This window comes from Bacillus sp. TCT6, assembly GCF_056033845.1.
Genome location: NZ_JBVYHX010000001.1, coordinates 1,190,064 through 1,216,772 on the forward strand (window position 1 = coordinate 1,190,064; position 26,709 = coordinate 1,216,772).

Annotated in this window: 30 protein-coding genes and 1 riboswitch; of the genes, 26 read left to right on the plus strand and 4 right to left on the minus strand. The window is 35.1% G+C overall.

The window, feature by feature from the left end; genetic code table 11:
- Positions 1–76: 76 nt before the first annotated feature.
- The 6 genes from resB (at position 77) to AC0ONG_RS06085 (ending at position 7,085) form a co-directional block, all read left to right on the plus strand.
- On the plus strand, positions 77–1,702 hold the full coding sequence (gene resB, locus AC0ONG_RS06060; RefSeq protein ID WP_016098004.1) for a cytochrome c biogenesis protein ResB: 1,626 nt from the start codon (positions 77–79) through the stop codon (positions 1,700–1,702).
- Positions 1,703–1,716: 14 nt separating this feature from the next.
- A complete protein-coding gene (gene resC / locus AC0ONG_RS06065) occupies positions 1,717–2,874 on the plus strand; it encodes a cytochrome c biogenesis protein ResC (protein ID WP_000250089.1) in 1,158 nt (385 codons plus the stop codon).
- 302 nt (positions 2,875–3,176) lie between these two features.
- Positions 3,177–3,893: a DNA-binding response regulator ResD gene (resD, locus tag AC0ONG_RS06070; RefSeq protein WP_000426861.1), complete on the plus strand. Its 717-nt coding sequence runs from the start codon at positions 3,177–3,179 to the stop codon at positions 3,891–3,893.
- Entirely contained in the window at positions 3,893–5,668 is a 1,776-nt protein-coding gene (gene resE / locus AC0ONG_RS06075; RefSeq protein WP_000964694.1) for a sensor histidine kinase ResE, read from the plus strand. The genes resD and resE overlap by 1 nt, the downstream gene beginning before the upstream one ends.
- Before the next feature lie 136 nt (positions 5,669–5,804).
- Positions 5,805–6,386 carry a cob(I)yrinic acid a,c-diamide adenosyltransferase gene (locus AC0ONG_RS06080; protein WP_000781275.1) on the plus strand — a complete coding sequence of 194 codons (582 nt, stop codon included), beginning with the start codon at positions 5,805–5,807 and terminating at the stop codon, positions 6,384–6,386.
- Between the two features lie 84 nt (positions 6,387–6,470).
- Entirely contained in the window at positions 6,471–7,085 is a 615-nt protein-coding gene (locus AC0ONG_RS06085) for a peptidoglycan DD-metalloendopeptidase family protein (RefSeq protein ID WP_000866113.1), read from the plus strand.
- A 153-nt stretch (positions 7,086–7,238) separates the two neighbouring features.
- On the opposite strand, the gene AC0ONG_RS06090 is transcribed toward AC0ONG_RS06085, so the two are convergent.
- Positions 7,239–7,925, minus strand: coding sequence for a hypothetical protein (locus AC0ONG_RS06090; protein WP_000711799.1), 687 nt, complete (start codon positions 7,923–7,925; stop codon positions 7,239–7,241).
- Positions 7,926–8,173: 248 nt separating this feature from the next.
- Positions 8,174–8,313, plus strand: a riboswitch (FMN riboswitch).
- 162 nt (positions 8,314–8,475) lie between these two features.
- Here AC0ONG_RS06090 and AC0ONG_RS06095 point away from each other — a divergent pair.
- On the plus strand, positions 8,476–9,054 hold the full coding sequence (locus tag AC0ONG_RS06095) for an ECF transporter S component (RefSeq protein ID WP_000810856.1): 579 nt from the start codon (positions 8,476–8,478) through the stop codon (positions 9,052–9,054).
- Between the two features lie 119 nt (positions 9,055–9,173).
- On the opposite strand, the gene AC0ONG_RS06100 is transcribed toward AC0ONG_RS06095, so the two are convergent.
- Positions 9,174–9,422 (minus strand): ferredoxin, encoded by a 249-nt coding sequence (locus AC0ONG_RS06100; protein ID WP_001151993.1) that lies wholly within the window; start codon positions 9,420–9,422, stop codon positions 9,174–9,176.
- A 299-nt stretch (positions 9,423–9,721) separates the two neighbouring features.
- Between AC0ONG_RS06100 and AC0ONG_RS06105 the strand changes: the two genes are divergently transcribed.
- The 12 genes from AC0ONG_RS06105 to AC0ONG_RS06160 all read left to right on the plus strand — a co-directional run bounded on the left by AC0ONG_RS06105 (position 9,722) and on the right by AC0ONG_RS06160 (position 19,690).
- On the plus strand, positions 9,722–10,783 hold the full coding sequence (locus AC0ONG_RS06105; RefSeq protein ID WP_001167015.1) for a YpbB family protein: 1,062 nt from the start codon (positions 9,722–9,724) through the stop codon (positions 10,781–10,783).
- A complete protein-coding gene (gene recQ, locus AC0ONG_RS06110; RefSeq protein ID WP_000762976.1) occupies positions 10,773–12,302 on the plus strand; it encodes an ATP-dependent DNA helicase RecQ in 1,530 nt (509 codons plus the stop codon). Before AC0ONG_RS06105 ends, recQ begins: the two co-directional genes overlap by 11 nt.
- Complete coding sequence (locus AC0ONG_RS06115; RefSeq protein WP_001025781.1) at positions 12,302–12,865, plus strand: CPBP family intramembrane glutamic endopeptidase; 564 nt, start codon at positions 12,302–12,304, stop codon at positions 12,863–12,865. The genes recQ and AC0ONG_RS06115 overlap by 1 nt, the downstream gene beginning before the upstream one ends.
- A 22-nt stretch (positions 12,866–12,887) precedes the next feature.
- Positions 12,888–13,367, plus strand: coding sequence for a LysM peptidoglycan-binding domain-containing protein (locus tag AC0ONG_RS06120; protein ID WP_001231548.1), 480 nt, complete (start codon positions 12,888–12,890; stop codon positions 13,365–13,367).
- A gap of 67 nt (positions 13,368–13,434) precedes the next feature.
- The gene (locus tag AC0ONG_RS06125) at positions 13,435–14,211 is read left to right on the plus strand and encodes a metallophosphoesterase (RefSeq protein WP_000637788.1); all 777 of its coding nucleotides are present in this window, start codon (positions 13,435–13,437) and stop codon (positions 14,209–14,211) included.
- Complete coding sequence (locus AC0ONG_RS06130) at positions 14,211–15,086, plus strand: MerR family transcriptional regulator (protein WP_001142722.1); 876 nt, start codon at positions 14,211–14,213, stop codon at positions 15,084–15,086. The genes AC0ONG_RS06125 and AC0ONG_RS06130 overlap by 1 nt, the downstream gene beginning before the upstream one ends.
- 77 nt (positions 15,087–15,163) lie before the next feature.
- Positions 15,164–15,772: a genetic competence negative regulator gene (locus AC0ONG_RS06135; RefSeq protein ID WP_001235399.1), complete on the plus strand. Its 609-nt coding sequence runs from the start codon at positions 15,164–15,166 to the stop codon at positions 15,770–15,772.
- 311 nt (positions 15,773–16,083) lie between these two features.
- Entirely contained in the window at positions 16,084–17,370 is a 1,287-nt protein-coding gene (gudB, locus tag AC0ONG_RS06140; RefSeq protein WP_000225173.1) for an NAD-specific glutamate dehydrogenase, read from the plus strand.
- A gap of 80 nt (positions 17,371–17,450) precedes the next feature.
- Positions 17,451–17,660 (plus strand): hypothetical protein, encoded by a 210-nt coding sequence (locus AC0ONG_RS06145; protein WP_000426765.1) that lies wholly within the window; start codon positions 17,451–17,453, stop codon positions 17,658–17,660.
- Between the two features lie 94 nt (positions 17,661–17,754).
- The gene (locus tag AC0ONG_RS06150) at positions 17,755–17,991 is read left to right on the plus strand and encodes a DUF3961 domain-containing protein (RefSeq protein ID WP_002083150.1); all 237 of its coding nucleotides are present in this window, start codon (positions 17,755–17,757) and stop codon (positions 17,989–17,991) included.
- A 79-nt stretch (positions 17,992–18,070) separates the two neighbouring features.
- The gene (locus tag AC0ONG_RS06155) at positions 18,071–18,601 is read left to right on the plus strand and encodes a peptidoglycan recognition protein family protein (RefSeq protein ID WP_001240655.1); all 531 of its coding nucleotides are present in this window, start codon (positions 18,071–18,073) and stop codon (positions 18,599–18,601) included.
- A 108-nt stretch (positions 18,602–18,709) separates the two neighbouring features.
- Complete coding sequence (locus AC0ONG_RS06160) at positions 18,710–19,690, plus strand: YpdA family putative bacillithiol disulfide reductase (protein WP_001168517.1); 981 nt, start codon at positions 18,710–18,712, stop codon at positions 19,688–19,690.
- A gap of 35 nt (positions 19,691–19,725) precedes the next feature.
- Here AC0ONG_RS06160 and ansA read toward each other — a convergent pair whose 3' ends face one another.
- A complete protein-coding gene (gene ansA / locus AC0ONG_RS06165; RefSeq protein ID WP_000822011.1) occupies positions 19,726–20,700 on the minus strand; it encodes an asparaginase in 975 nt (324 codons plus the stop codon).
- Between the two features lie 179 nt (positions 20,701–20,879).
- Between ansA and AC0ONG_RS06170 the strand changes: the two genes are divergently transcribed.
- The 4 genes from AC0ONG_RS06170 to AC0ONG_RS06185 all read left to right on the plus strand — a co-directional run bounded on the left by AC0ONG_RS06170 (position 20,880) and on the right by AC0ONG_RS06185 (position 24,403).
- Positions 20,880–21,053 (plus strand): YpfB family protein, encoded by a 174-nt coding sequence (locus AC0ONG_RS06170; RefSeq protein WP_000413849.1) that lies wholly within the window; start codon positions 20,880–20,882, stop codon positions 21,051–21,053.
- A 129-nt stretch (positions 21,054–21,182) separates the two neighbouring features.
- Positions 21,183–21,860, plus strand: coding sequence for a (d)CMP kinase (cmk, locus tag AC0ONG_RS06175; RefSeq protein WP_000361254.1), 678 nt, complete (start codon positions 21,183–21,185; stop codon positions 21,858–21,860).
- A 332-nt stretch (positions 21,861–22,192) separates the two neighbouring features.
- Positions 22,193–23,341: a 30S ribosomal protein S1 gene (gene rpsA, locus AC0ONG_RS06180; protein ID WP_000229557.1), complete on the plus strand. Its 1,149-nt coding sequence runs from the start codon at positions 22,193–22,195 to the stop codon at positions 23,339–23,341.
- A gap of 12 nt (positions 23,342–23,353) precedes the next feature.
- The gene (locus AC0ONG_RS06185) at positions 23,354–24,403 is read left to right on the plus strand and encodes a type 2 isopentenyl-diphosphate Delta-isomerase (RefSeq protein ID WP_000251041.1); all 1,050 of its coding nucleotides are present in this window, start codon (positions 23,354–23,356) and stop codon (positions 24,401–24,403) included.
- A 289-nt stretch (positions 24,404–24,692) separates the two neighbouring features.
- Here the strand turns inward: AC0ONG_RS06185 and AC0ONG_RS06190 are convergent, their stop codons facing one another.
- Positions 24,693–24,827 carry a YpzI family protein gene (locus AC0ONG_RS06190; protein WP_000513902.1) on the minus strand — a complete coding sequence of 45 codons (135 nt, stop codon included), beginning with the start codon at positions 24,825–24,827 and terminating at the stop codon, positions 24,693–24,695.
- Positions 24,828–24,944: 117 nt separating this feature from the next.
- Here AC0ONG_RS06190 and AC0ONG_RS06195 point away from each other — a divergent pair, with 117 nt between their 5' ends.
- From AC0ONG_RS06195 to AC0ONG_RS06205, 3 genes are read left to right on the plus strand one after another with little or no spacing between them, the layout of a single operon-like run.
- Positions 24,945–25,556: a YphA family membrane protein gene (locus tag AC0ONG_RS06195; protein WP_136997015.1), complete on the plus strand. Its 612-nt coding sequence runs from the start codon at positions 24,945–24,947 to the stop codon at positions 25,554–25,556.
- Positions 25,549–26,442: a YIEGIA family protein gene (locus AC0ONG_RS06200; protein WP_000141605.1), complete on the plus strand. Its 894-nt coding sequence runs from the start codon at positions 25,549–25,551 to the stop codon at positions 26,440–26,442. Before AC0ONG_RS06195 ends, AC0ONG_RS06200 begins: the two co-directional genes overlap by 8 nt.
- On the plus strand, positions 26,439–26,624 hold the full coding sequence (locus AC0ONG_RS06205; protein WP_000979048.1) for a capping complex subunit for YIEGIA: 186 nt from the start codon (positions 26,439–26,441) through the stop codon (positions 26,622–26,624). The genes AC0ONG_RS06200 and AC0ONG_RS06205 overlap by 4 nt, the downstream gene beginning before the upstream one ends.
- Positions 26,625–26,709: the final 85 nt, after the last annotated feature.

Genomic DNA, 26,709 nt, shown 5'->3' on the forward strand with positions numbered 1-26,709 from the left:
ATTTAAAAATTCTGAGTATTGCGGTAACTCGAGGTTAGAATATACAATAGTACATATAGATACAGGGGCGGTGAGAGTGTTGAAAGAAATTAAATGTGAATGTGGACATGTTAATCCGATAGGAACCGTTTTTTGTGAAGCTTGCGGGAAACCATTTGAAAGCAATGAAAATGCAAAACTATTGGATATGCGCTATGAGGGGAGTGCACGGAGATCTCTCACGCAAACAAAAACGATAGTCGATAAAATTTGGAGCTTTTTCTCTTCTGTAAAAGTCGGTGTATGGCTAATCGTAATAACTTTAGCTGCATCAGCGATAGGAACTATTTTTCCGCAAGAAATGTACATAACTCCAGGGATTGCACCAGCTGAATATTATAAGCAAGAATACGGATTTTTAGGGCAATTATACTATCAATTAGGATTTAATAATTTATACGGTTCATGGTGGTATATGATTTTGATTGCTTCTATCGGTATTTCACTTGTGATATGTAGTTTAGACCGCGTTATTCCACTTTATAAAGCTTTAAAAAAGCAAGGCGTAAAAAGACATCCTAGTTTTTTAAAGAGACAGAGATTATATGGGACTGGTACACCGCAAGATGGTGACCTGGAAAGAGTGCAAAAGAATTTAAAGAAAAGAAACTATAACGTGAAAGTGGAAGACGGAAACGTTTTAGCAGAAAAGGGACGCTTCTCGCGTTGGGGGCCATATGTAAATCATATCGGTCTTATTATCTTTTTATTCGGTGCGATGCTTCGTTTTTTACCGAGTATGTACGTAGACGAAGCACTTTGGTTACGTGATGGTGAAACGAAAGAAATACCAGGGACGGATGGACAATACTACTTAAAAAACGAGAGATTTATAAAAGAAGTTTATGATAAAAGTAAGGACAAGGAAGTTTTTGAGGAAGCGATTGATCGTGTAGGCGATAAAATGATTGCGAAAAACTTCCAAACGAATGCTGTATTATATAAAGCTGTGGGCGAAAATATAGCAGGGCAAAAACCAAAGTTGGAAAAAGTAAAAGAAGCGGAAATTCGAGTAAATGAACCACTGAAATTTGATCAATTTGCAGTGTATCAAGTGGATTATAAAGAAAGTGAATTTAAAAGTATGTCCTTCAACTTGCAAAATAAAGAAAATAATCAAAAATGGGGACCGATTAAAGTAGATTTAACGAATCCTAAGGAAAAATATGATTTAGGAAATGGTTATTCTCTAGAACTATTAAGCTATTTTCCTGATTTTTATTTTGATGAGAATGGAAAACCGAATACAAAAACGAAATTACCGAACAATCCTGCATTTGTATTTAAAATGTTTACACCTGAAACACCAGATGGTGAAGTGAGTTTTGTTGGTATTCAGCAAAATATAGAACCTGATGGAAACAACAAATATAAAATGTCGTTTGCGGGTGTTGAAATGCAAAATGCAACAGCACTTACTGTAAGAAAAGATTTAACGCTTTGGATTCTCGGTATTGGAGGATTTATATTTATGGTTGGTGTCATTCAAGGTATGTATTGGAATCATCGCCGTATTTGGATACAACGTGTTAATGATGAATGGTGGATTGCAGGGCATACGAATAAAAATTGGTTCGGTTTAAAGAAAGATATTGAAAGAGTAATAGAAGGTACAGCAATTCCACAGCCAAATGATAAAGTAATCGATAAAAAAATTAGTTAAGGTGGGGAAACGATATGGTGCAAATAAGTAGTAACTTTCTCTTTACCGCATTTATTTTATATTTAATTGCGACTCTATTTTTTGGTGGAGCCATTAAAGAAAAGGGTCATAAATGGGCAAATGTAGGAATAACAATTACAATTTTAGGGTTTATAGCACAAACAGTATATTTTGTTACAAGGTGGATTGCATCAGGGCATGCGCCAGTTAGTAACTTTTTTGAATTCGGTACATTTTTCGGCATGATGCTTGTAGGAGCATTTATTGTAATGTATTTTATGTACCGCGTAAGTATAATTGGACTATTTGCATTACCAGTTGCGCTTTTATTAATTGCCTATGCAAGTATGTTTCCGAGGGAAATATCTCCGCTTATTCCATCTTTAAAAAGTAATTGGTTACATATTCACGTGACGACTGCAGCAGCAGGACAAGCAATTTTAGCGATTAGTTTTATTACGGGCGTCATGTATTTATTAAAAAATGTAGATCAATCAACGAGAAGTAAACGGACATTTTGGCTAGAGACGGTAGTGTTTACGCTTGTTTGTACAGTTGGATTTATTGGAGTAACAACGGTATTTTCTAGTATGAAATATGAAGCGAAGTTTCAATGGGTTGATAAAAATGAACAACAACTGGAAATGAAGTACAATCTTCCAGCTTTAGTAGGACCGCATGAAGGGAAGTTACAGACAGAAAATAAATTAGAACCGGTAGTTGAAGTTCCAGCGATTGTAAATGCGAAAAAATTAAATACTGTTATTTGGTCAGTGTTAGTTGGAACATTACTTTATATTGTATTAAGGCTTGTTTTACGGAAGCGAGTATCGGCGGCACTTCAGCCGTTAGTAAAGAATACGAATAGTGATTTACTAGATGAAATCGGATATCGATCTATTGCAATTGGATTCCCAGTTTTCACATTAGGAGCGTTAATTTTTGCAATGATTTGGGCTCAAATAGCGTGGACGCGTTTTTGGGGCTGGGATCCGAAAGAGGTTTGGGCACTTATAACGTGGCTCTTTTATGCTGCAGTACTACATTTACGATTATCTAAAGGGTGGCATGGAGAGAAATCAGCTTGGCTTGCAGTAATTGGTTTTGCAATTATTATGTTTAACTTTATTGTAGTAAACTTAATTATTGCCGGTTTACATTCATATGCATAGAGAAATAAAATAGGAGAGTGCATGTCACTTTCCTATTTTATTTTTGTCAACTTTTCTTCTTTTTTGAGAAAAACATGACAAAGTAGCGGTTGATTTTGTAAAATGATGTCGAGGACATTATATACTGTTCAAAAAAAATACATAGTTTTGGAAAAAAATTGAACAAAATTTATTATTCTTGTGAAGCATAATATGGGAAGTGAAACATTTAGAAGATTGCTTAAATAAACGAGAATAGCGCAACATAATAGTAAAGAAGGGTAGGTGTGAACCGCTGAGGTGAGAGTACGCAGCGGGTAGAGATGGAAAATGAATCAAGAATTTTAATTGTAGATGATGAGGATCGTATTCGTCGTTTATTGAAAATGTACTTAGAAAGAGAACAATACACAATTGAAGAAGCAGATAATGGTGATACAGCTTTAGAAATGGCGTTGCAAAATGATTACGATTTAATCTTATTAGATCTTATGATGCCTGGTAAAGATGGCATTGAAGTATGTAAAGGGGTTCGTGAGAAGAAAGCGACACCAATTATTATGCTGACAGCAAAAGGTGAAGAAGTAAATAGAGTACAAGGATTTGAAGTTGGAACAGATGATTATATTGTAAAGCCATTTAGTCCACGTGAGGTCGTGCTACGTGTGAAAGCGGTATTACGTCGTGCTGTACCAACAACATTCTTTACACAAGATACAACGACAAAAGATGTTACTGTATTCCCGCACTTAACAATTGATAACGATGCACACCGTGTTACTGCAGATGGTAATGAAGTAAACTTAACGCCGAAAGAATATGAGTTACTATTATTTTTAGCGAAAGCTCCTGATAAAGTATTCGATCGTGAGCAATTGTTAAAAGAAGTATGGCAATATGAATTCTTCGGAGATTTACGTACAGTTGATACGCATGTAAAGCGTTTACGTGAGAAGTTAAGTAAAAAATCACCAGATGCTGCGAAGATGATTGTTACCGTTTGGGGCGTAGGTTATAAATTTGAGGTTGTGAACGACTGATGCTTTGGAGAAGTGTAGTAGGGAAGTTATGGATGACTATATTACTTCTCGTTTCGTTTGTGCTTGGATTTGTTGCGATTTTACTTTCACAGTTTTTTAGAACATATTATGTTGATATGAGTGAAGATAGGCTTCAAAAAGTTGCAACAAGTGTTTCAGAGTTAATTGAAGAAGGTGCCGATGTAAAAACGATTGAGAATATCGCGTACAAATTCTCTGATTCACTTTCAAGGATCATTATTGTAGAAGATGGTAAAGAAATATCATCTTCGCCGAAACAAGAAGGGTTAGTCACTCTTACAATGGATGATTTGAAAGAAGATAAAGAATTAGCGGCTGTTTTCACAGACAAAAAAGAAATTAAGAATAACATTAGAAAAGCCTCTAATAGTAGAAAGAATAAAAACACTGAAAATGATATTATGATTGTCGGAAAACCAGTGCAGTCAAAAAATCAAAGTGCAGTGTTCGTATACGAATCTTTACAAGTACCGATACAAGGCATGGAGAGAACGACTGATTTTATATTCTTATCAGCAGGGATTGCGATTATATTAACAACGTTCTTTGCATTCTTCTTGTCTACTCGAATTACAGCACCACTCCGTAAAATGCGTGAAGTTGCTTTTGAGGTGGCGCGTGGGAAGTTTGATGCGAAAGCTCCTATGGTGTCTCAGGACGAGATTGGTGAGCTTGCAACGGCCTTAAATCAAATGGGGAAACAGTTGAAGTTTAATATGAATGCACTGCAGCAAGAAAAAGAACAGTTAGCTAGTATTTTAAGTAGTATGGCAGATGGGGTTATTACGTTAAATCAAGAAGGTGAAGTCGTTGTAATTAATCCGCCGGCCGAACATTTCTTACAAGTTTGGCAAGAAGAAAAAGAGATAGAGCTAAGTAAAAAACTACCTTCTGAACTTGTGGAACTATTCCATCTTGTTGTAGAAAGTGAACAACAACAAGTTGTTGAAATTAATTTACAAAAAGGGAACTATGTAGTTCTTATGACGCCGCTTTACAATCAAACGAAAATTCGTGGAGCTGTAGCGGTACTGCGAGATATGACGGAAGAACGCCGTCTTGAAAAGATGCGTCAAGACTTTATTGCGAATGTATCGCATGAACTTCGTACACCAATGGTAATGCTGCAAGGGTATAGTGAAGCGATTTTAGATGATATTGTGCAAACGAAAGAAGAAATTGATGAGTTTGTTCAAATCATTTATGATGAATCCGTTCGTTTAGGTAAACTTGTAAATGAATTATTAGATTTAGCACGCATGGAAAGTGGTAATGTAGAGTTACATATAGGTGAAGTTGATATTCATCCTTTCGTTGAAAAAATAGGTCGTAAATTCCAAGGGATTGCAAAGGATAAAGAGGTCGCGTTAACGGTTGATTTCAAAGATTCAATTGAACAATACCCATTTGATGCAGATCGTATGGAGCAAGTATTGACGAATTTAATTGATAACGCAATACGTCATACAAACGCAGGCGGACATGTAACGCTTGTAATTGATTCGAAAAATAATGGCCTCATTTTTGAAGTACAAGATTCGGGTGCAGGCATTCCAGAAGAGGATATTCCATTTTTATTTGATCGTTTCTATAAAGCTGATAAAGCAAGAACACGTGGGAAAAAGGGTGGAACAGGACTCGGGCTTGCGATTGCGAAAAATATTGTTCAAGGTCATGATGGTAAAATTTCTGTTTCAAGTGTTGTTGGAGAAGGAACTACATTCTCTGTATATTTACCGAATCGTATAATTTAGATATTTGTTTTTAAAGTTGATAATGAATAAAGTTCTGCTGTTTTTTATTTTTTTGTAAACTCAATTAAATAAAGAATGGTAGAACTTTTTTCTATGTTGCTCGAATAAAGAATAACAAGAGAGGTGCTGTGAAGAAATGAAATTATATACAAAAACAGGAGATAAAGGAACGACAAGTGTAATAGGCGGTAGGGTTGATAAAGATGATATCCGTGTGGAAGCGTATGGAACAATAGACGAGGCGAATTCTCATATCGGATATGCAATGACTAAGCTTCAAGGCAGGACTTATAGAGATATTTACAATGAGCTCGAAAATATTCAACATGAGCTATTTGATTGCGGAGGAGACTTGGCAATAGTGGAACAAAAAATTCCTTATAAGGTGACAATTGAGATGGTTGAAAGCTTAGAAAGAAAGATTGATTTGTATATAGAAGAAGCACCGCCGCTAGAGCGCTTTATTTTACCAGGTGGAAGCGAGTCGGCAGCTGCTATTCATATTGCACGTACAGTTGTAAGGCGAGCAGAACGATGTATCGTGTCCTTACAAAAAGAAGGAGAAATAAATGAAGTTGTTCTAAAGTATGTAAATAGATTATCTGACTATTTATTTGCAGTAGCTAGAGTAATAAATGCCCGATTACAAGTGAAAGATGTGGAGTATAACCGTAGTGCATTAGTTTTTCGTGATAAGAAAGAGAAGGAAGTGGAGTAATTCACTTTCTTTTTTTGTATACTTTTTTCTGTAATATACCAAAATAGAGAAGGTATGGTGGTAATTAGAAAACGGAGGATGTATATGAAAGTTTTAAAATGCGGAGTCATGTTATTGAGTATACTGTTTGTATCTCAATTACATGTTTATGCAGAAGAAAATCGATGGACATGGCCTGTTGAAGGTCAGATAAGTGATTATTTTGGGACAAGGCATGGAAAACACTATGGTATTGATGTAGCTGCACCGATTGGAACGCCTGTGGCAGCTATCCAAGATGGTAAGGTAACGAAGTCTTATTATTCAAGTAGTTATGGAAATGTTGTATTTATTAAACACGGAGAATATGAGGCTGTATATGCACATTTAAATAAGAGATATGTGGGTCAAGGAGATTATATTTCAAAAGGTGAAAAAATTGGAGAAGTAGGGAACACGGGAGAATCGCGAGGTGCACACTTACATCTAGAACTTCATCAAGGAAGATGGACGATGGCGAAAAAGAATGCGATGAACCCATTGCTTGTTTTAAGTGAACAAAGAAATGAAGTTGTTTCTTCATCATTATATGTCGTACAAAAAGGGGATACTTTAGTTAGTATTGCACGGAAATTTAGTATGACACTTAAGGAAATTAAAGAAAAAAATGGATTGCAGCAAGAGCTAATTTATCCTAATCAACAATTATATGTTAAGTAAAGGCAACGTCTCAAAAATTAAACTTTGAATATTCTTAAATAAGGTTCGATGTAAATGAAATTATATGGGCGCTTCTGCTAGAAGTATTGAGTGAATTAGAGTATTTATATCTAAAAGAAAACCGTCCCAAAATTTATTTTGGGACGGCTTCTTTTACCAAAAAATAAAGACACATATAAATCCAGAAATAGCTAAATAGCTATATAAGTAAAAAACTTTTGTTCTTGTTTTCTCTTTTGTTCGAAACAGTACGATAGTCGGTTCAATTAAACCGATTGTCAAACAAAGTAGGCCAAGAAGCATACAACCAATCGAAATAGAATACAGGGCGATTTGTGGTGCTTGAAATGGAATCATCCATTTTAATAAAAATGCAATAAGTGCAGTGTAACAAATGCTACCGATGTATTTATTCAGTGGTGTATTAGAACGAAAACCAGGAAGTTTTTTTAAGAAAGAGCGGGAAACAACTTCTGTTTGTAAAGATGTATGCTCTTCAATAATTCTTTGAGCTTCTTTTCCTTTTTGAAAAAGGGATAAGATCCAATTTCGCTCACCCTGAAAAATAAATTGAGAAGTTGTCAAATAGTGATCAATCTTCACTTTACTCCAACTTTTCCACGGATGACGCTCACACAATTTTAATTTACTTTCTGTTTTTTTATCATACTGATAAATACTGATGCCATCTTCATCGAAAGTAGCATAGTATGTCTCGTTTGAGAATGTGCCTAAATCAATTGGGCAGTAGAAAAGTAATTCTTTTTTTAAGTAAAAGTATTCTTTTCTTAAGTTTTTTTTCATTGCTTCTCGAATAGAATGTCTCTTTTCTTTTTTCATGACATTTCCTCCATAACTCAGAAAATGTTCTTATCTTAACAATTCAATATCTTATCACTTTTAATTATATATGACTAGGTAATTCAAAAGAGAAATGCCGAATGATAAAAAATATGGATTGTATTGTAAAATATCTCGCAATTTATTTATTGTTACGAAAAATAAATAACTAATTTTAAATAAGTTACAATTTTTTTGTTCACAATGTTATGAGGTTGTTGTATAATGAAGGGGAAAATAGAATATCGGTCTATCTTCGGGGCAGGGTGAAAATCCCGACCGGCGGTGATGAACTATTTATGATTTTGTTCTAAGCCCGCGAGCCGTTAAGGCAGGATTTGGTGTGATTCCAAAGCCGACAGTACAGTCTGGATGGGAGAAGATGGAGGTTCAAGCGTTCAAAAAAGATATGGATTTGAACGTCTGTTTGATGTGCCTTAAATTCTCCCTTTGTGTAAAACACAAAGGGTTTTTTCGTTCTATGAAAAAATAGGCATAGCAGAACCTTTCCACTTTCCATGAGAAGATCGATGGAAAAGGAGAGAGAAAGATGAAACAAAAAAACAGTGTGGTGCAGATGGTGAGTGTAGCGATGCTAAGTAGTATTGCATATTTACTAATGATGTTAGATTTCCCTTTCCCAGGGCTTCCGCCATTTTTGAAAATTGATTTTAGTGATGTACCAGCTCTAATTGCAGCAATTATCTTTGGACCAGTAGCTGGAGTGATTGTAGAGGCAATAAAGAACATTTTACATTACGGGATTCAAGGAAGTTTAACGGGAGTACCAGTTGGAGAAATTGCAAACTTTATTGCAGGATGTTTATTTATTGGACCAGCAGCTTTCTTATTTAGAAAGTATCGTACTGTGAAGAGTTTAACGACAGGGTTAATGCTAGGGACAATTACAATGGCACTTATTATGAGTGTATTAAACTACATCATCATATTCCCGGCGTACACTTGGTTTTTAAATTCACCAGCTATGTCTAGCGAAGCTATAAGAACAACGGTTGTAACGGCAATCTTACCATTTAATTTAATTAAAGGAATTGTTGTAACAATTGTATTTGTGGCATTATTCTCACGCCTGAAAGTATGGGTGTTTGCAAAAATGAAAAATGCATAATATATATAAACCATTAGTAGTGTGGAACTACTAATGGTTTTTTATTAAGGAAAATAAAATTTAGATACAAAAAATGCCCCTCATCAATATGAGGGGCATTTTTTGAAGTTAATAAAAGACTATTCAAATTTTAAAGCGTCTCCGTCGAATGATTCGTCAGCAACTTTAATTGAGTCAGTTGGACAGCCTTCGAATGCATCCATCATATCTTCAATTAATACATCTGGAATTTCAACGATACCTTGGTTATCGTCTAATGTTACAAATGCAATACCTTCATCATCATAGTCATAAATGTCTGGTGCAGCAGCGCCACAAGCACCACATGCAATACAAGTATCTTTATCAACGATTGTATATTTTGCCATCTTTTTTCCCTCCTGATAATATGTATGTGAAAAGCTTGCCATAAAAATTATAACCTTATTGTAAAACGGTTTGTAAAACTTTTCAACATAAAATTATAATGATAATGCTTATCAATTAGAGTGTCAACTTATTTTTGAATTATGTCATAAGATTTTCAAAATACGTAAATATGATTTCGTTTGATACAATAGAATATATACAAGTATATAGTTCTTATTATGATAAGTTTAATGAGCGACAGTAGATAGTGTAATTGTACTGAAAAGAATGAAGTTAAGATTGGAAGGTGGAAGCGGTCATGCAAATACAATATACTTTGTTGCATTGTTTAAAACAATTGAATGGTGAAAGAACCGTTTCATCTATTTATTATTTACTAAAGGGCAAACGTTCTTCGCAAACTTTACAAGATGGAAATATGTTTAGAATTTCTTTTTTGTTCGGAATATATAAATCATTAAATAGAAATGACTATGATGGTGAAGTTGTAAAGTTGTTGCAAGCAGATTTTATTCAAGAAATACATGAAAATACATATGTGTTAACACCTAAGGGTAAAACGCAGTTACATAAATGGGAGGAAGTTTATGCTTTTCCAGCGCATTTGCATGGTTTACATTATGGAGAATTAGGTGAAACATTTTGGAAAAGATTGTCATTGATTATTCAAACTATATCAAATTTACAACAGAATAATACTAAGTTTATCCCGATTCAACAAGATACAGAAATAATGATGTGGGTGAAACGTTTTCTAACAGGAAGGCCATATAAGAGAAGTGAATTGGCGAGAAAACTGTGGACGGAAGTACATAATCTTTTAGAAAAAAGTAATGCGATAGAAGCGACGATTGTAACATATCGACTAACGGGTTATGAACGGATTGGTTGTACATTGCAACAATTAGCAGAAATTACGAAACAAGATATGTTCAGGGTGTATTTTTTATTTTGGGGTACAATGCATTTCTTTATACAAGAAGTTCGTGATAAAGAAAATGAATTTCCGCTATTAGCTGAAATTATATCTTATCCAAATGAGAGAGCTGAACTATTTAGTTTATCCACGAAAAAAACATATAATTTTTGGAGACAAGGGCGTTCTTTAGAAGAAATAGCAACGATTCGGAATTTGAAGGTTGCAACGATAGAAGATCATTTTGTTGAAATTGCTTTGCGAGAAAAAGATTTTTCTATTGAAATGTTTATGGAAAAAGAAAAGATAGACAAAGTAATAAAAGTAATTGAAGCATTGCAAACGCGGAAGTTACGTGTTTTGAAACAAGCGATTGGAGAAGATATCTCTTATTTTGAAGTTCGTCTTGTATTAGCGCGGATGGAGGGTGTAAATGAAACTTGAAGAATATTTATATAAGTGGTTTGGATATTCTGAATTTCGTCCAGGTCAAAAAGGAGTTATTACAGATTTATTAGAAGGAAAAGATGTGATAGCAATGCTTCCGACTGGAAGAGGAAAGTCTATGTGCTATCAGTTTCCGGGGCTTATGCGAGAAGGAACAGTGCTTGTTGTATCGCCGTTATTATCTTTAATGGAAGATCAAGTGACACAATTAAAGTATGTTGTGAAAAACCGAGTGATAGCATTTAATAGTTTTCGGACATTAAATGAAAAAAGAGAAGCGATGAAAAAATTATCTTCATATAAATTTATTTTTGTTTCACCAGAGATGTTACAGTCGGAGTTATTAATTAGGGAATTGAAGAAAATTCATATTTCATTATTTGTTGTTGATGAGGCTCATTGTATTTCTCAATGGGGTTATGATTTTAGACCGGACTATAAGAAACTAAATGTAGTTATTGAAAATATTGGTTCTCCTACAGTGTTAGCATTGACAGCCACAGCGACAAAAGGGGTACTGCAAGATATCGCAGACAGTTTAAATTTAAAGGGTGCCGCGGAACATGTATACTCTATTGACCGTCCTAATATTGCAATGGAGGTGCAATTTGTAGAGACGATAGAAGAAAAGAAAGAGGCGCTTTTGGAGCAGGTGATGTATTTACAAGGGCCGGGGATTGTATATTGTTCAAGTAGAGCGTGGACAGAAAGGTTAACGGAATACTTGAGAGGGAAAGGTGTTACTGGTGTAGCTTTTTATCATGGTGGTATGGAACATGAAGAGCGTATGTTAATTCAACAGCAGTTTATGAACGATCAATTGCAGATTGTAATATGTACAAGTGCATTTGGTATGGGGGTAAATAAGGCGAATACGCAATATATTATTCATTTTCATTATCCAACTAATATAGCTTCTTACTTACAAGAAATCGGAAGAGCTGGAAGAGATGGCAAACCGAGTATAGCTATTTTATTGTGTAGTCCGTTGGATCATGATTTACCACTTTCAATCATTGAGGATGAATTGCCAAGTAAGTCGCAAATACAATTTTTATTTTCTTTACTACAAGAAAGAATGTTTCAAACGAAAGAATTACCAATAGAAGATGTAGAAGAAATTTGTTATAATGCAGCAAGATTTAATGAGCAATATTGGCGTTTCGTTCGTTATCATCTCGAACAGGTTGGAATTATACAACAACGAAGATTATTATTAGAGGGTTTGTCAGATGAAATTATGAACCGATTAATAGCTGAAGTAGAAATAAGGTTGCGTAATAAATATAGTGAATTAGAAAATATGAAGTCATGGATACGAGTTAAAGGATGTAGACGTGAATATGTGCTGCAACAGTTCGGTTATAGGAAAGAGAAAGAGTTAAATAATTGCTGCGATTATTGCGGTATTACAAAAGAAGATTATAAAAAAAGACGAGCGCAACAATCGGATTTCGACTATAATTGGGAAACAGAGTTACAAAAGCTTTTCGGCCTAGAAAAGATGGAGGAATGATGAACATTCAAAGGCATAATGTTGAAGATATGAGTCCGCAGGAAATAAGGCTGAATCTATATATAACACAGTTAATTATTATCGGTATTGGCTGTTTACTAGCATATATATTATTTCAAGATGTAAAAGAAGTGTTTAATTTATGGAAATGGGAACCAGTATCTATACTTATTATAGGTGGTTTGTTAGCGATTGGTATTGTGTTATTAGATTATGTTGCAATGCGAGTGTTTCCAGAGTCTTGGTTTGATGATGGTGGTATTAACGATAAGATGTTTCGAGGAATGTCGGTTCTACATTTACTCGTTATTACGTTCGTAATCGGTTTTGCAGAAGAATTTTTATTTAGAGGTGTAGTGCAGACTCATTTTGGAATTGTAATTGCGAGTTTAGTATTTGCAGTGTTACATATTCGTTATATAACAAAGCCATTTTTGTTTTGTTTCGTCTGTTTCATTAGTTTTGTCTTTGGTTATGTATTTGAATGGACAGGGAATTTGTTTATAACAATCTTTGCACACTTTCTTGTTGATTTTATAATGGGACTCCAATTAAGAAAATAAATGGAAGGTGGTGGTGAACAACATGAGGAAACGAATTCCTGATTTTGAAGAGGAATTAGAAGTTGAGCGAGTGGAAGAAAAAGAAAGTTTACCGCCGCGTAGTGAAATTCATAGAAATAAAGAGAAAAAACAAAAGTTTAAAATAAATCACATTTTCGTCCGGGTTTTAACATTTCTATTCATTCTGCTGCCAATTAGTATTTTGTGGTATACGGATAAATATATTCAGGTGAAGGGCGATAGTAATAATGCCGGGAAAAGTGCGTTTGAAGTAATCTTCTTTGATTCAGCTAAATCTGATTCACAGAAACAGTCTGAAAAAGCGATAACGCATACTGTGAAAGAGGGAGAAACTTTAGAAAGTATAGCGAAGCAATATTTTTCGGATGAAAATGGGATTGAAGTCATTAAAAAGTATAATAACTTGCAAGAAGATGAAGTGAGTGCAGGGCAAGAATTAAAAATTCCGATAAAAGATAAATCCACAAAGCAAGAGAGCTAGTGAATTAAGCGATCACAATTTGTTATAAAAGCCTAGGATTATCTTTATGAGGAGGGGAGTAAAAAATATGATATGGATTATATTATTCAGTACTCTCATAGGCATTGGGATTTTATTACTTCTTGTGATGTATAAAGAAGCGACGCGTAATACGGTGTTGGAACATACTTTAGTATTTAAAGAATTTCCGAAAAGTTTTCAAAAAGTAAATGTGTTTTTTATTTCTGATATTCATAGAAGAGTTATTTCGAATTTGTTAATTGAACAAGTAAAAGGAAAAGTAGATCTAGTAATTATCGGAGGAGATTTAGCAGAGAAAGGTGTCTCTTTATCAAAAATCTCTGCGAATATTCAAAAGTTAAGAGAGATAGCTCCTGTATATTTTGTGTGGGGAAACAATGATTATGAGATAGAATATCATGAATTAGATGCGTTATTATTAGAAAATAACGTAAAAGTTTTAGATAATACAAGAGTGGTATTTGAGTCTGAATTAGGAGAGAAAATTTGTTTGCTCGGTATAGATGATGTTGGATTGCACCGTGATCGTCTAGATTTGGCATTGGCGGATTGTAAAGAAGAAGGTTTTCGTATCTTAGTTAGTCACAACCCTGATATAATAAAAAAGATGTCTGGAAATGAGCAGATTTCACTTGTATTAAGTGGACATACGCATGGGGGACAAATCCGATTATTCCCATCTAAAAAATATTTAAAAGGTGGCGTATATAACCATTTGAATACCATTCTCTTTGTTAGTAATGGGTACGGAACAACATTGATACCACTTCGTTTCCGAGCACCTGCTCAAACACATATTATTACATTGTGCGGAGGGAAATGATGCCAACTCTTAGTGGAAAATATAATATAAAAGCTGTTTCGAATATAATTGGAGTTCAGCCGAGTACGCTTCGTGCATGGGAAAGACGATATCAAATTATTGCCCCAAAGCGGAATCAAGCTGGGCATCGTTTATATACAGAAGAACATATTCAAATTTTAAAATGGTTAATGGAAAAAGTTTCTTCCGGTATGATGATTGGACAAGCAGTTCAGTTATTAGAAGAGAATCGTTTGCAGAGTACAGTTCAAAAAGAGATACCTTTTGATAAAGAAGTTGTTTTAGTGGACGATTTGCTACAAGCTTTGTTAAAATTTGATGAAATTACAATTACTGCATTATTAAACGAAGCTTTTAGTATATATTCAACAGAGAAGGTTGTTGCCAGTATCGTTCTTCGAGTGACAGACAATTTATTAATGTCAAAAAATAATAATGAGATTTCAATGGCGCAATTCCAATATGCACTATCATTTTTACAAACGCGTCTAGGAATGGTGTATCACAATGCCTCAATGTTTTCCTCTTTACACAAAGTTATTGTGTTAGAAAAGAATGCATTGCAAGGATTTATTTTTTCAACGTATTTACGCTTAAAAGGATATGAGGCGATATATATTAGGACAAGCTTAGCTGAAGATGGTATGTTGTCAGCGGTAGAAGAAATACAGCCGAAATATGTATTTGTATCTTTTGCTGACGAACAAGAAATGAAAAAGACGATGAACTTTATAAATTTATTACAAGAAAAAAGGGAATCTCTTTCTGTTGGCTTTATCGGAAAGCTAGGCGTTCTAAACCAGTTGGACATTGAAACAACCTTAATTGGTGATACAAAAGAAGAATGGGATGAATGGTTAAAAATGTCGGAATAGTTGTTCGAAAAGAACCATCTATTTTCTATTTCATATAATAAAAATTAGATGCATTGGTTACGTAGGGAGGGTATGAGATGAGGCTGGAACGATTAAATTACAATAAGATAAAAATTTTTCTAACATTTGATGATTTATCTGAACGAGGATTAACGAAAGAAGATTTATGGAGAAATGCGCCGAAAGTACAGCAATTATTTCGTGATATGATGCAAGAAGCAAATAAGGAATTAGGATTTGAAGCAGATGGTCCGATTGCAGTTGAAGTATTTTCTCTACAAGCACAAGGGATGGTTGTAATTGTAACGAAAGAAAATCAAGAAATGGATACAGATGATGAGTTTCGTGACGAGTTTATTGAAATGCAAGTGACTCTAGATGAAAGTGAGCATATATTATATGAGTTTGCTACGCTAGATGACATAATTAACCTGTCGAATCGCTTATATAACCTTGGTGTAACTGGCGGAAAGCTATATACGTGGGATAAGCGCTTCTATCTTTGGATGGAAGAAGAGGAACAAATTCAATTGTTAAAGGCGGATTTTATAGCTATTTTAGCGGAATACGGTAATCCGTCTACCGCAACTATTTATCGCATAATGGAGTACGGTAAAGAATTAATGGATTTTAATGCGATAGAACAAATACACAATTACTTTGTGAAAAAACAAAACCTCAGCTAATACAACATAGCTGAGGTTTTGTTTTTATTTGGATAAGGGAAGGGATGATTGTAAATACTCCAACATACTTTTTTAAAATAAAATATGCAGTTTTATGGGAGTATGTTTGAGTAAAATAAAAAATATTTAAATATTTAAGTATTTTACTTTTCTAAAAGTAATAAAAGGACTATAATAATAGTGAAAACGCTTGCAACAGAAAATAGTTTGTATATATTTGTTAGCGTTTTCTATTGCATTCCAAATTTAAGGGTGTATACTAGGCAATGAAGGTTTACTAAACAAGTGAAATTACAGGGGGTTTACTTACTATGGTAGCCGAAAAGGGAACTCAAACAAAAACACAACAACAAAGGGAACAACATTTTGAACTATTGAATTCAACACAAATTGTTATTAGTGAAGCGTTAGAAAAATTGGGTTATCCAAACGAAGTATATGAATTATTAAAAGAACCAATTCGTATGATGACAGTGAAAATACCAGTTCGTATGGATGACGGGACTGTTAAAATATTTACAGGGTATCGTGCACAACATAATGATGCTGTTGGTCCAACGAAAGGTGGAATTCGCTTCCATCCGAATGTAACAGAAAATGAAGTGAAAGCACTTTCAATCTGGATGAGTTTAAAATGTGGTATTGTTGATTTACCATATGGTGGAGGTAAGGGTGGAATTATCTGTGATCCACGTGAAATGTCATTCCGTGAGTTAGAAAGATTAAGCCGCGGTTATGTACGAGCAATTAGCCAAATCGTAGGTCCGACGAAAGATATTCCAGCTCCAGATGTATTCACAAACTCTCAAATTATGGCATGGATGATGGATGAGTATAGCCGTATTGATGAATTTAATTCACCAGGATTTATTACAGGTAAACCGCTTGTATTAGGTGGATCACATGGCCGTGAAACAGCAACAGCGAAAGGTGTAACAATTTGTATTCGTGAAGCTGCGAAAAAACGTGGCATTGATATTAAGGGTGCACGCGTTGTTGTCCAAGGGTTCGGTAATGCTGGTAGCTTCTTAGCTAAATTTATGCATGATGCAGGTGCGAAAGTTATTGCAATCTCAGATGCTTACGGTGCGTTACATGATCCAAACGGATTAGATATTGATTATTTATTAGACCGTCGTGATAGCTTCGGTACAGTAACAAAGCTATTTAACAATACAATTTCAAATAAAGAATTGTTAGAACTTGATTGCGATATTTTAGTTCCAGCTGCAATTGAGAACCAAATTACAGAAGAAAATGCTAATGATATTAAAGCGAAAATCGTTGTTGAAGCTGCAAATGGTCCAACAACATTAGAAGCGACTAAAATTTTAACAGATCGCGGAATTTTACTTGTTCCAGACGTGTTAGCAAGTGCTGGTGGTGTAACAGTATCTTACTTTGAGTGGGTACAAAATAACCAAGGATACTACTGGACTGAAGAAGAAGTAGAACAACGTTTAGAAAAAGTAATGGTAAGATCATTTGATTCTATTTATGAAACAGCACAAGTTCGTAAAGTGAACATGCGCTTAGCGGCGTACATGGTTGGTGTTCGTAAAATGGCTGAAGCAAGCCGCTTCAGAGGTTGGGTATAAAATATTATATCTTGAGAAAACGTGATTTCCTTTCGAGGGAATCACGTTTTTTTGTTGAAGTATTAAATGAGGTGTTATATATGGAGAATGAAATGCTGGAACGAGTAGAACAATTAGAAGAAAAGGTTAAGAGGTTAGAGGGAGAACTTGCAAGAACGATGAAAGCTCGAAAAGTAAGTACCGTTAGAATGTTCGGAGAAGGGCTACTGTTTTTGATATTTGGTGTGGTTGTAGTAGGGCCGATTATTGCCGTTGTAATCTCAATTTTTACTTGGCTTGCTGAAAAATAAAATAAAAATAAAAAAAGAACGCTTGTTCTATACGAACAAACGTGCTATACTCTCCTTAGATAAACAAAACGGAAATGATTTTAAGGAGAGATAAATGATGAAAATGACAGTAGACCAAAGATTTATGATGCCAGCAGATGTTGTAGAGCGAGTGGAAGTATTACGAAACAAACAAAGCAAGCGTGGCACATTATTACAATCGGTAAATAAATTTTTCGGTTTAGATACGAAAGAAGATTGTGTTTGGTTTTACGGTTTTTATGGAGTGGCTGTAAGTATCTTGTTGTTTATGGTGTTCACTTCAAATATTTTCGATTTTCTCTTCGTGTAAGAAATATGCGATAAGGACGTTGCTACCGAATACATATATAAGGAAGTAAGGTAATCTTCTAGAGCGGGAGTTGGTAGCAATGGCGATGTTTCCTATAGAACGCAACTATATTGGATATGGAAGTTCACGGCCGGGGATTCCTCTGACTAAAGTGAGATTTATTGTAAGCCATGATACGGGGAATCCAGGAAGCAATGCGATAGGAAATCGAGATTACTTTAATGAATTACAACCGAAAGCTTCGGCGCATACATTTATAGATGATAAAACAATATTGGAGATTATTCCTATAAATGAAGTTGCGTATCATGTTCGATATGGTGTGCCGACGGATAATGACTTATACGGCTATGACGCGAATAAGGCGGCCATTGGAGTGGAACTTTGTTATGGCGGTGATGTTAACTTTTGGGAAGCATATAATCGTTTTACATGGTATCATGCGTATTTATGCCAAAACTTTGGCTTAAATCCGAAAAAAGATATCGTGTCACATAAAACGCTTGATCCAGCTAGAAAGATTGATCCTGAGAATGTATTAGGGAAACAAGGTATTAAATTTCAGCAGTTTTTAGCAGATGTCTATCGGATGTACGTTTCGTTTAGATGACAAATATATGAAAAATGAATACAATAAAGATAGGTACCTACTGCTGTAAGTAGGTTTTTTCTTGTTTTTATAAATAGTGTATTGGTAGAAGACTAGGAGTGGACGAGTATGCAGAAAGAAACAGTTATTATAATCGGAGGCGGTCCGTGCGGATTAGCGGCAGCGATTTCGTTGCAAAAGGTAGGGATAAATCCGTTAGTAATTGAAAAAGGAAACATTGTAAATGCCATTTATAATTATCCAACTCATCAAACATTTTTCTCTTCTAGTGAAAAATTAGAAATTGGTGATGTAGCTTTTATTACAGAAAATCGTAAGCCAGTTCGAAATCAAGCGCTTGCGTATTATCGTGAAGTAGTAAAACGTAAATCTGTACGTGTAAATGCTTTTGAGCGAGTGGAGAAAGTTCAAAAAGATGGAGGAGTTTTTCAAGTTGAGACGACAAAGTGTGACGGAAGTAAAGAAACATATATAGCGAAATATATTGTTGTAGCAACTGGATATTATGATAATCCAAATTATATGAATGTTCCAGGTGAGGGATTGAAGAAAGTAGCTCACTATTTTAAAGAGGGGCATCCTTATTTTGATCGAGACGTAGTAGTTATAGGTGGGAAAAATTCGAGTGTAGATGCCGCATTAGAACTTGTTAAAGCTGGTGCGCGTGTAACGGTACTGTATCGTGGAATTGAGTATTCGCCAAGCATAAAGCCTTGGATTTTGCCGGAATTTGAGGCGTTAGTACGAAACGGTACAATTCAAATGCATTTCGGGGCTCATGTGAAAGAAATTACTGAGCATACATTAACGTTTACAGTTGATGGTGAAGTTTATACAATCCAAAACGATTTTGTATTTGCGATGACTGGTTATCATCCTGATCATAGCTTCTTAACGAAGATGGGTGTTCAGATTGATGAAGAAACAGGACGTCCAATTTATACAGAGGATAGAATGGAAACGAATGCTGAAAATATTTTCATTGCAGGTGTCATTGCTGCTGGAAATAATGCAAATGAAATATTTATCGAGAACGGTAGATTTCATGGAGATGCGATTGCGCAAACCATTGCATCAAGAGAAAAATAAAAAGGAGTTGTCGAGAAAATCTCGACAACTCCTTTTTATTCGTGCATAAACATATTTTGAATGGATTCATGAGAATTTGTATTCTCTAATGCGACAAGTAATTTAATACGTGCTTTTTGTGCATTTAAGCCGTATGTGAATACAACGCCCATATCTTTTAAGTGTTTACCGCCACCTTCATACGAATATACGTCTTGAACGATACCGTTGAAACAGCGAGAAACTAATACGACAGGAATACCTTTATTTAATAATCGTTCTAGACTAGGAAGTGTTCTTGGAGGTAGATTACCTTGTCCGAGCGCTTCGATAACAATACCGTCTACAGGAAGATTTTCGATTGCTGCTAATAATGTATCATCCATGCCAGCATATGCTTTTAGAACAACTACATTTTTAGACACTGTGTTTATCGTATATGTTTCATGATGTACTAAAGCGTGATGGAAGACAACGCCGCGTTTTGTTACCATTCCAATTGGTCCGTATTGTGGGCTTTGGAATGTTGCGACATTACTTGTATGTGTTTTCGTTACATTTGTAGCGCAATGAATTTCGTCATTTAATACGACTAAAACACCTTTTTCTGCAGCTTCATCACAACTAGCAACCTTTACAGCTGATAAGAAGTTATATAGGCCGTCAGCACCTAATTCATTGCTAGAGCGCATTGCACCTGTCACAACGATCGGAATAGTTGCTTGTACTGTTAAATCTAAGAAATAGGCTGTTTCTTCTAATGTATCAGTACCATGCGTAATGACTACGCCATGAATGTTGTCTTGTTTTACTCTTTCATCAATGATGACTTGTAATTGTAACATTTCGCTCGGTGTCATATGGGGAGATGGTAAATGGAACACATCTTCAACGATTAAATCAACATCGCCTTCTAAATCAGGAATGAATTTTAAAAGAGGATTTTTTTCACCTGGTTGTACGACTCCAGTTTCTTTATCCTCCTCCATTGCAATTGTTCCACCTGTGTGTAAAACTAGGATTCTTTTCAATTCTTATACCCCTTTCAAGTAAAAAATACATTTAGAACATAACATGTTTTTAGTAAATTCGACAATGGAAATGTATAAAAGTATGCCTCGCAAATGACAATAAAATTAACTGCTATATGTACGATGTATAAAATTACGAAACGAGATGTGTAAATATAGTATAGGAGGGAGCAATTACGGTGGAAAAGATGGAGAGAATTTTTATTCGTATATTAATAATACAATTTATTTGTCTTTCTGTTGTGCAATTGTTATTTATACATAAGTCATCAGTGAAATATTTATCTAAAATTGTTTATTATGAAGGTGTCATGGTAAAAGACAAAGCGGAAATCTTACAGGTGAATAGGTAGTTTTCATTTTCTTCTATGAAGGATTATGCTACAATAATTGAGGATTTAATGACGTGAAGCAAATGAGAAGAAGCAGGGTGAACACCTGCTTTTCGTTTTGTTTTATAAGTGAAAAAATGAGGTGTTACAATGGATAAACGAATTTCAATTGCTATAGATGGTCCAGCAGCTGCTGGTAAAAGTACAGTGGCAAAAGTTGTTGCGAAGGAACTTTCTTACGTTTATATTGATACAGGCGCAATGTACCGTACGCTTACATATGCAGCCCTTGAACAAAAAGTAGATATTGAAAATGAAGAGCAGTTAATGGAAGTTGTAAGGAATGTAAATATTGAATTTCAGCAAGGAGAAAATACACAGCTTGTATTTTTAAATGGACAAGATGTTTCTGAAGTAATTCGTACACCTGATGTGACGAATCGAGTATCTATTGTAGCAAAGCATCGCCTTGTTCGTGAAGAAATGGTACGCCGTCAGCAAGATTTAGCGAAAAAAGGCGGCGTTGTAATGGACGGCCGTGATATTGGTACACATGTATTACCGGATGCTGAAGTGAAAATCTTTATGCTTGCTTCTGTTGAAGAAAGAGCGGAAAGAAGACATTTAGAAAATTTAAATAAAGGTTTCGATTCTAATTTAGAGCAGCTAAAAGAAGAAATTGCTCAGCGTGATAAATTAGATTCAGAACGCGAAGTTTCTCCACTAAAAAAGGCTGATGATGCATTGGAATTAGATACGACTTCTTTATCAATTGAAGAAGTTGTCCAAAAAATTATGAGTATTGTTTCAGGAGTGTTTGCGAAATAAAGAAAGGGGATGATCCCCTTTCTTTTTTGTTTAAATAGAAATGTAAAGGATACGTGAATTGTGAGTCTCTTTCCTTGACAAATGAGCTGATTTGTAAGAAGTTAGTTAAAGAGGAATAAAACTGTCAGAATATATTCGCTATTATATTTCAAAACATACTTTTTTCAAGCTGGTTTTGCTGTATACTATTTATATAGGTTTAATATATTTTCTTATGAATGGTATTGAAAAAAGTATGTGATGAGAAATTCTTAAACATGCAAATGAAAACTTTGTTTTCATTTCGTATATACATAAAAAATGCTTTGTCAATTCTGTAGGGAGGTATTTCCATGGTAGAGAAAATGAATGAAGAAGTTATGGATTCAAAAGAATTACAAGTTGGTGACGTTGTTACAGGTTCTGTAACGAAAGTTGAAGAGAAACAAGTGCTTGTAAATGTTGGATACAAAACAGATGGCGTAATTCCAATTAGTGAATTAGCTAACGTTCATATTGAAAAAGCAAGCGATGTTGTAGAATTAGATCAAACACTAGAGTTGAAAATTATTAAATTAGAAGAAGATGATCTTGTCTTGTCTAAACGTGCTGTTGATGCAGAAAAAGCATGGGTAGAATTACAAGAGAAATTTACTTCTGGTCATGTGTTTGATGTTACTGTAAAAGATATTGTGAATGGCGGATTAGTTGTGGATCTTGGGGTTCGCGGTTTTATCCCAGCTTCACTTGTAGAAGTACATTATGTAGAAGACTTTACTGACTATAAAGGTAAAACGTTAGCGGTGAAAATTGTTGAATTAGACCGTGAAAAAAATCGTGTAATCCTTTCGCATAAAGCGGTAGTAGAATTAGAACTAGATTCTAAGAAAAAAGAAGCAATTTCTTCATTAAAAGAAGGGGACGTTGTTGAAGGAACAGTGCAACGATTAACTGACTTTGGTGCTTTCGTTAACGTTGGTGGCGTGGACGGTTTAGTTCACATTTCACAAATTTCACACGAACGTGTAGAGCAACCTTCTGAAGTTTTAGAGCAAGGTCAAAAGGTTAAGGTAAAGGTGTTATCTGTTGATGCTGATACACAACGTATTTCTTTATCGATTAAAGCAGCTCAACCAGGACCTTGGGAAAACGTTGCTGGCGAAATAAAAGCTGGAGATATTCGTGAGGGCGTAGTAAAACGCCTTGTTACATTTGGTGCATTCGTTGAGATTTTACCTGGCGTTGAAGGACTTGTACACGTATCTCAAATTGCAAATCGTCACGTGAAAAATCCGAATGAAGTATTGGAAATGGGACAAGAAGTAAAAGTGAAAGTACTTGAAGTTCACGCAGCAGAGAAACGTATTTCTTTAAGTATAAAAGAAGCGCTTGAGGAAAATAATGTAATTGAAGATTATAGTCAGTATGAGCCAAATGCTGATTCTGCTACTTTCCAATTAAGTGATATTATTGGTGAACAACTGAAAAAATTAAAGAAATAATGAGGGGTACAAGTGGTAAGGGCAAAACGTAAATTAGATCATATTGAATACGCTCTTTCTACTGGTCAGTCTCGTACGCATGGCTTTCATGATATTGATTTTGTGCATCAAAGCTTGCCAAATTCAAATTATGACACAATAACATGTGAAACAAAAATCGGCGAACTTTCACTAAGTTCGCCGATTTTTATCAATGCGATGACTGGTGGTGGAGGAGAGAAAACGTTACATATCAATGAGCAATTAGCATATGTAGCGAAACAACATAACCTTGCTATGGCTGTAGGTTCGCAAATGGCGGCGTTAAAAGATGAAAGTGAGGCTGCTTCTTATAAGGTGATCAGAAAGGTAAACCCAAATGGTATTTTCTTTGCTAATTTAGGTAGTGAGGCAACTATCGAGCAGGCAGAGCGTGCCGTTGATATGATTGAAGCGAATGCATTGCAAATTCATTTAAATGTCATACAAGAGTTAACGATGCCAGAAGGAGACCGTGATTTTACTGGCGTACTTCAGCGTATTGAGAAAATTGTTTTAAATAGTAAAGTTCCTGTCATTGTAAAAGAAGTTGGATTTGGGATGAGTAAGGAAACAATGCAACAGTTAGCGAACGTAGGTGTAACGGCAATTGATATTGGTGGGCAAGGTGGTACGAATTTTGCTGCTGTTGAAAATGAAAGAAGACAGCGAATGCTTTCTTATTTTAATAACTGGGGCATACAAACAGCAACCTCGATTATTGAAGCAACCTCTACAAATAATAACCTCTCTTTTATTGCATCAGGGGGTATACAGACAGCGCTTGACGTAGCGAAAGCAATCGCATTAGGGGCGAATACAACTGCGTTTGCTGGTTACTTTTTACGTATTTTAATGCAAGATGGTATCGAGAAATTAGTGGATGAAATTGAGCTTCTACATACAGATTTGAAATTTATTATGACAGCTCTTGGTGCGAAGACGATAGAAGAGTTGCAATCTGTACCTCTTGTTGTAAAAGGTGAAACATATCATTGGTTAATGCAGCGTGGTATTGATACTGCGCATTATAGTAGGAGATAAAAAATCAACCGTTCGGTTGATTTTTTGTTTTCTTTTCTTTCTCGTAATATAAAGTGGAGAATGGAATTGGTATTTTATAAAAATTGTAATTGAAAAAAGGTTAAAAAATGAAGATGATTAGTTACTGGATTTTTGAGAGGACTTGCTTTTATAAGGGAAATAGGTGGGGGTAAAAGAAGTGATAGGAGGATATAGTACACAAAATATTATTTCAATATAAATAAAAATCATTAAAATGATTATGCAAAAGACGGTTTCGTACAACATCGAAACCGTCTTTTTGTATTAATTAGTGCTGGTTTTGTTTTCGAGCCTGCTCTGGTGTATCAAGTCCAGTTGCACCTGGATATTGTAGTGATTGATTACGATCAGATTCAACGCGGCGTGATTCTCGTAGTTTTCGTTCTTGGCGATCTTTACCCATAATAAATAACACCTCCTTGTTAAAAGTGTTGCTGTTATAAGAAAAAACTATGCGTAAATAAAGTGGATTAACTTTCATAAAAAGTTCCCATAATGGAAAACATAGGAGGTGAAGTTGATGGATGGAAGTACTTTTTATTTTGTAGCTTGGATAGGGTGGATCATCGTAACCTTTTTTATGAAAAAGGACCCTATTCGGTGGAAGTTAGGCGCTTGTATAATGATTTTTATAATTTGCTCTCCGTTACATGTAACGATTGCCTCATTCGTGGTATCAGTAAATGCTCTTCTACTTTGTATTATTTCTTTTATAGGAATTACGCTATATTCTGTTTGGAAAAAATTATATAGCTTACTTTCGGCACTTATTATTGCAATGTTATATACAAGTTTTCATTTGTTAGAAATATATGATCCGATTTGGATTGTGGTGGATAGAGTGTTTCTGCTAAGTAGTGCTCTTGTGTATGCATCGGTGTTATTGCATGGGGATCGCATATTACGATTATGTTCCCTATATGTAGGGATGTTACAAGGAGAGTTGCTAGTGACATTTATTTTTCGGAAATTGAATTTTCCATATGATTACGGTAGTTTAGCATTTTTTGATATCGTCGCCGTTTCTACATTATTCATGGTAGTATTGTTTTGGATTGCAAAAGCATCAGTATACATGGAACAGTTTAAGAGAAAAACACGTAAAAGAAAGGCGAGGGTAATGCATGACTGAATATACATCAGCCATTTTATGCGGCGTAATAGCGGGGACAGTTACAAGAGTGTTAATGCTTCGGACGGATACGCGGCAATATCCGACGAGGCTGCATGGGAAAATTATTCATATTGCAATGGGGTTAATTGCAGCTGCTTTAGGAGCGATTGCAATCCCGTCTATTTTGAAAAAAGATTTTTCTGCCATTACATTTCTTACGTTAGCGGCAACACAATTTCGTGATGTACGTAATATGGAAAGAAACACGCTTCAACAATTAGATGGATATGAGCTCGTACCGCGTGGAAATACATATATTGAAGGAATTGCATTGGTTTTTGAAAGTCGCAACTATTTGGCGATGTTAACGTCGTTTGCAACGACATTTGCGTATATAGGGTTCCGTTCATGGATTGCGGGAGTAATTATGGCTATAATCGCATTTTTTATTGCGAAAAAATTAATGTCTGGAAAAAGGCTACATGATCTTGTTGAAATTGAGCACGTGCCCCTTCGTTTTGAAGGGGCAGGACTGTATATTGATAATATTTATATTATGAATATTGGATTGCCGGCGAGGCAAGAAGAGATTATGAAATATGGCATGGGGTTTATTTTAAAACCGAAATCAATTGATGCGATGGTGACAATCTCAAATTTAGGGCAACGGCAAGCTGTTTTACACGATGTTTCGGTGGCGCTAGGGATTTATAGAGATTCTGGTACACCAGCGCTTGTACCGTTAGCAAAGCGTGATTTAGAGGATGGTAGGGTTGGAATTTTTGTCTTACCGCAAGATCAAGATGCAGAGAAAGCGATAAGTGTTATAGGAAATGTACCAACGTTAGAAAGTGCCGTCCATATGTCATCGGAAGCCCCGAAAGGAAGGGGAGATAAGAGATGATGTTAGAAAGCGTTATCCTGGCAGTTATTACAACAGCGCCAGAAAAATTTGCAGGTGGTGCTCCTTTATTTGTTTGTGAGTCGATGGAGGAACTAGAATTTGTTGCAAATAATTTAGAGGCAATTTTAGATGGTATTGCGCATCGCTTACAAGAGAATGTATATATTATTGTGAAACATTAGGAACGTGTGTTATAATGTGAGGTGTTTTGATACGTTGAGAAATATTCTGGAATGCAAATCCCTTCTTGCACAAAGAAGGGTTTTT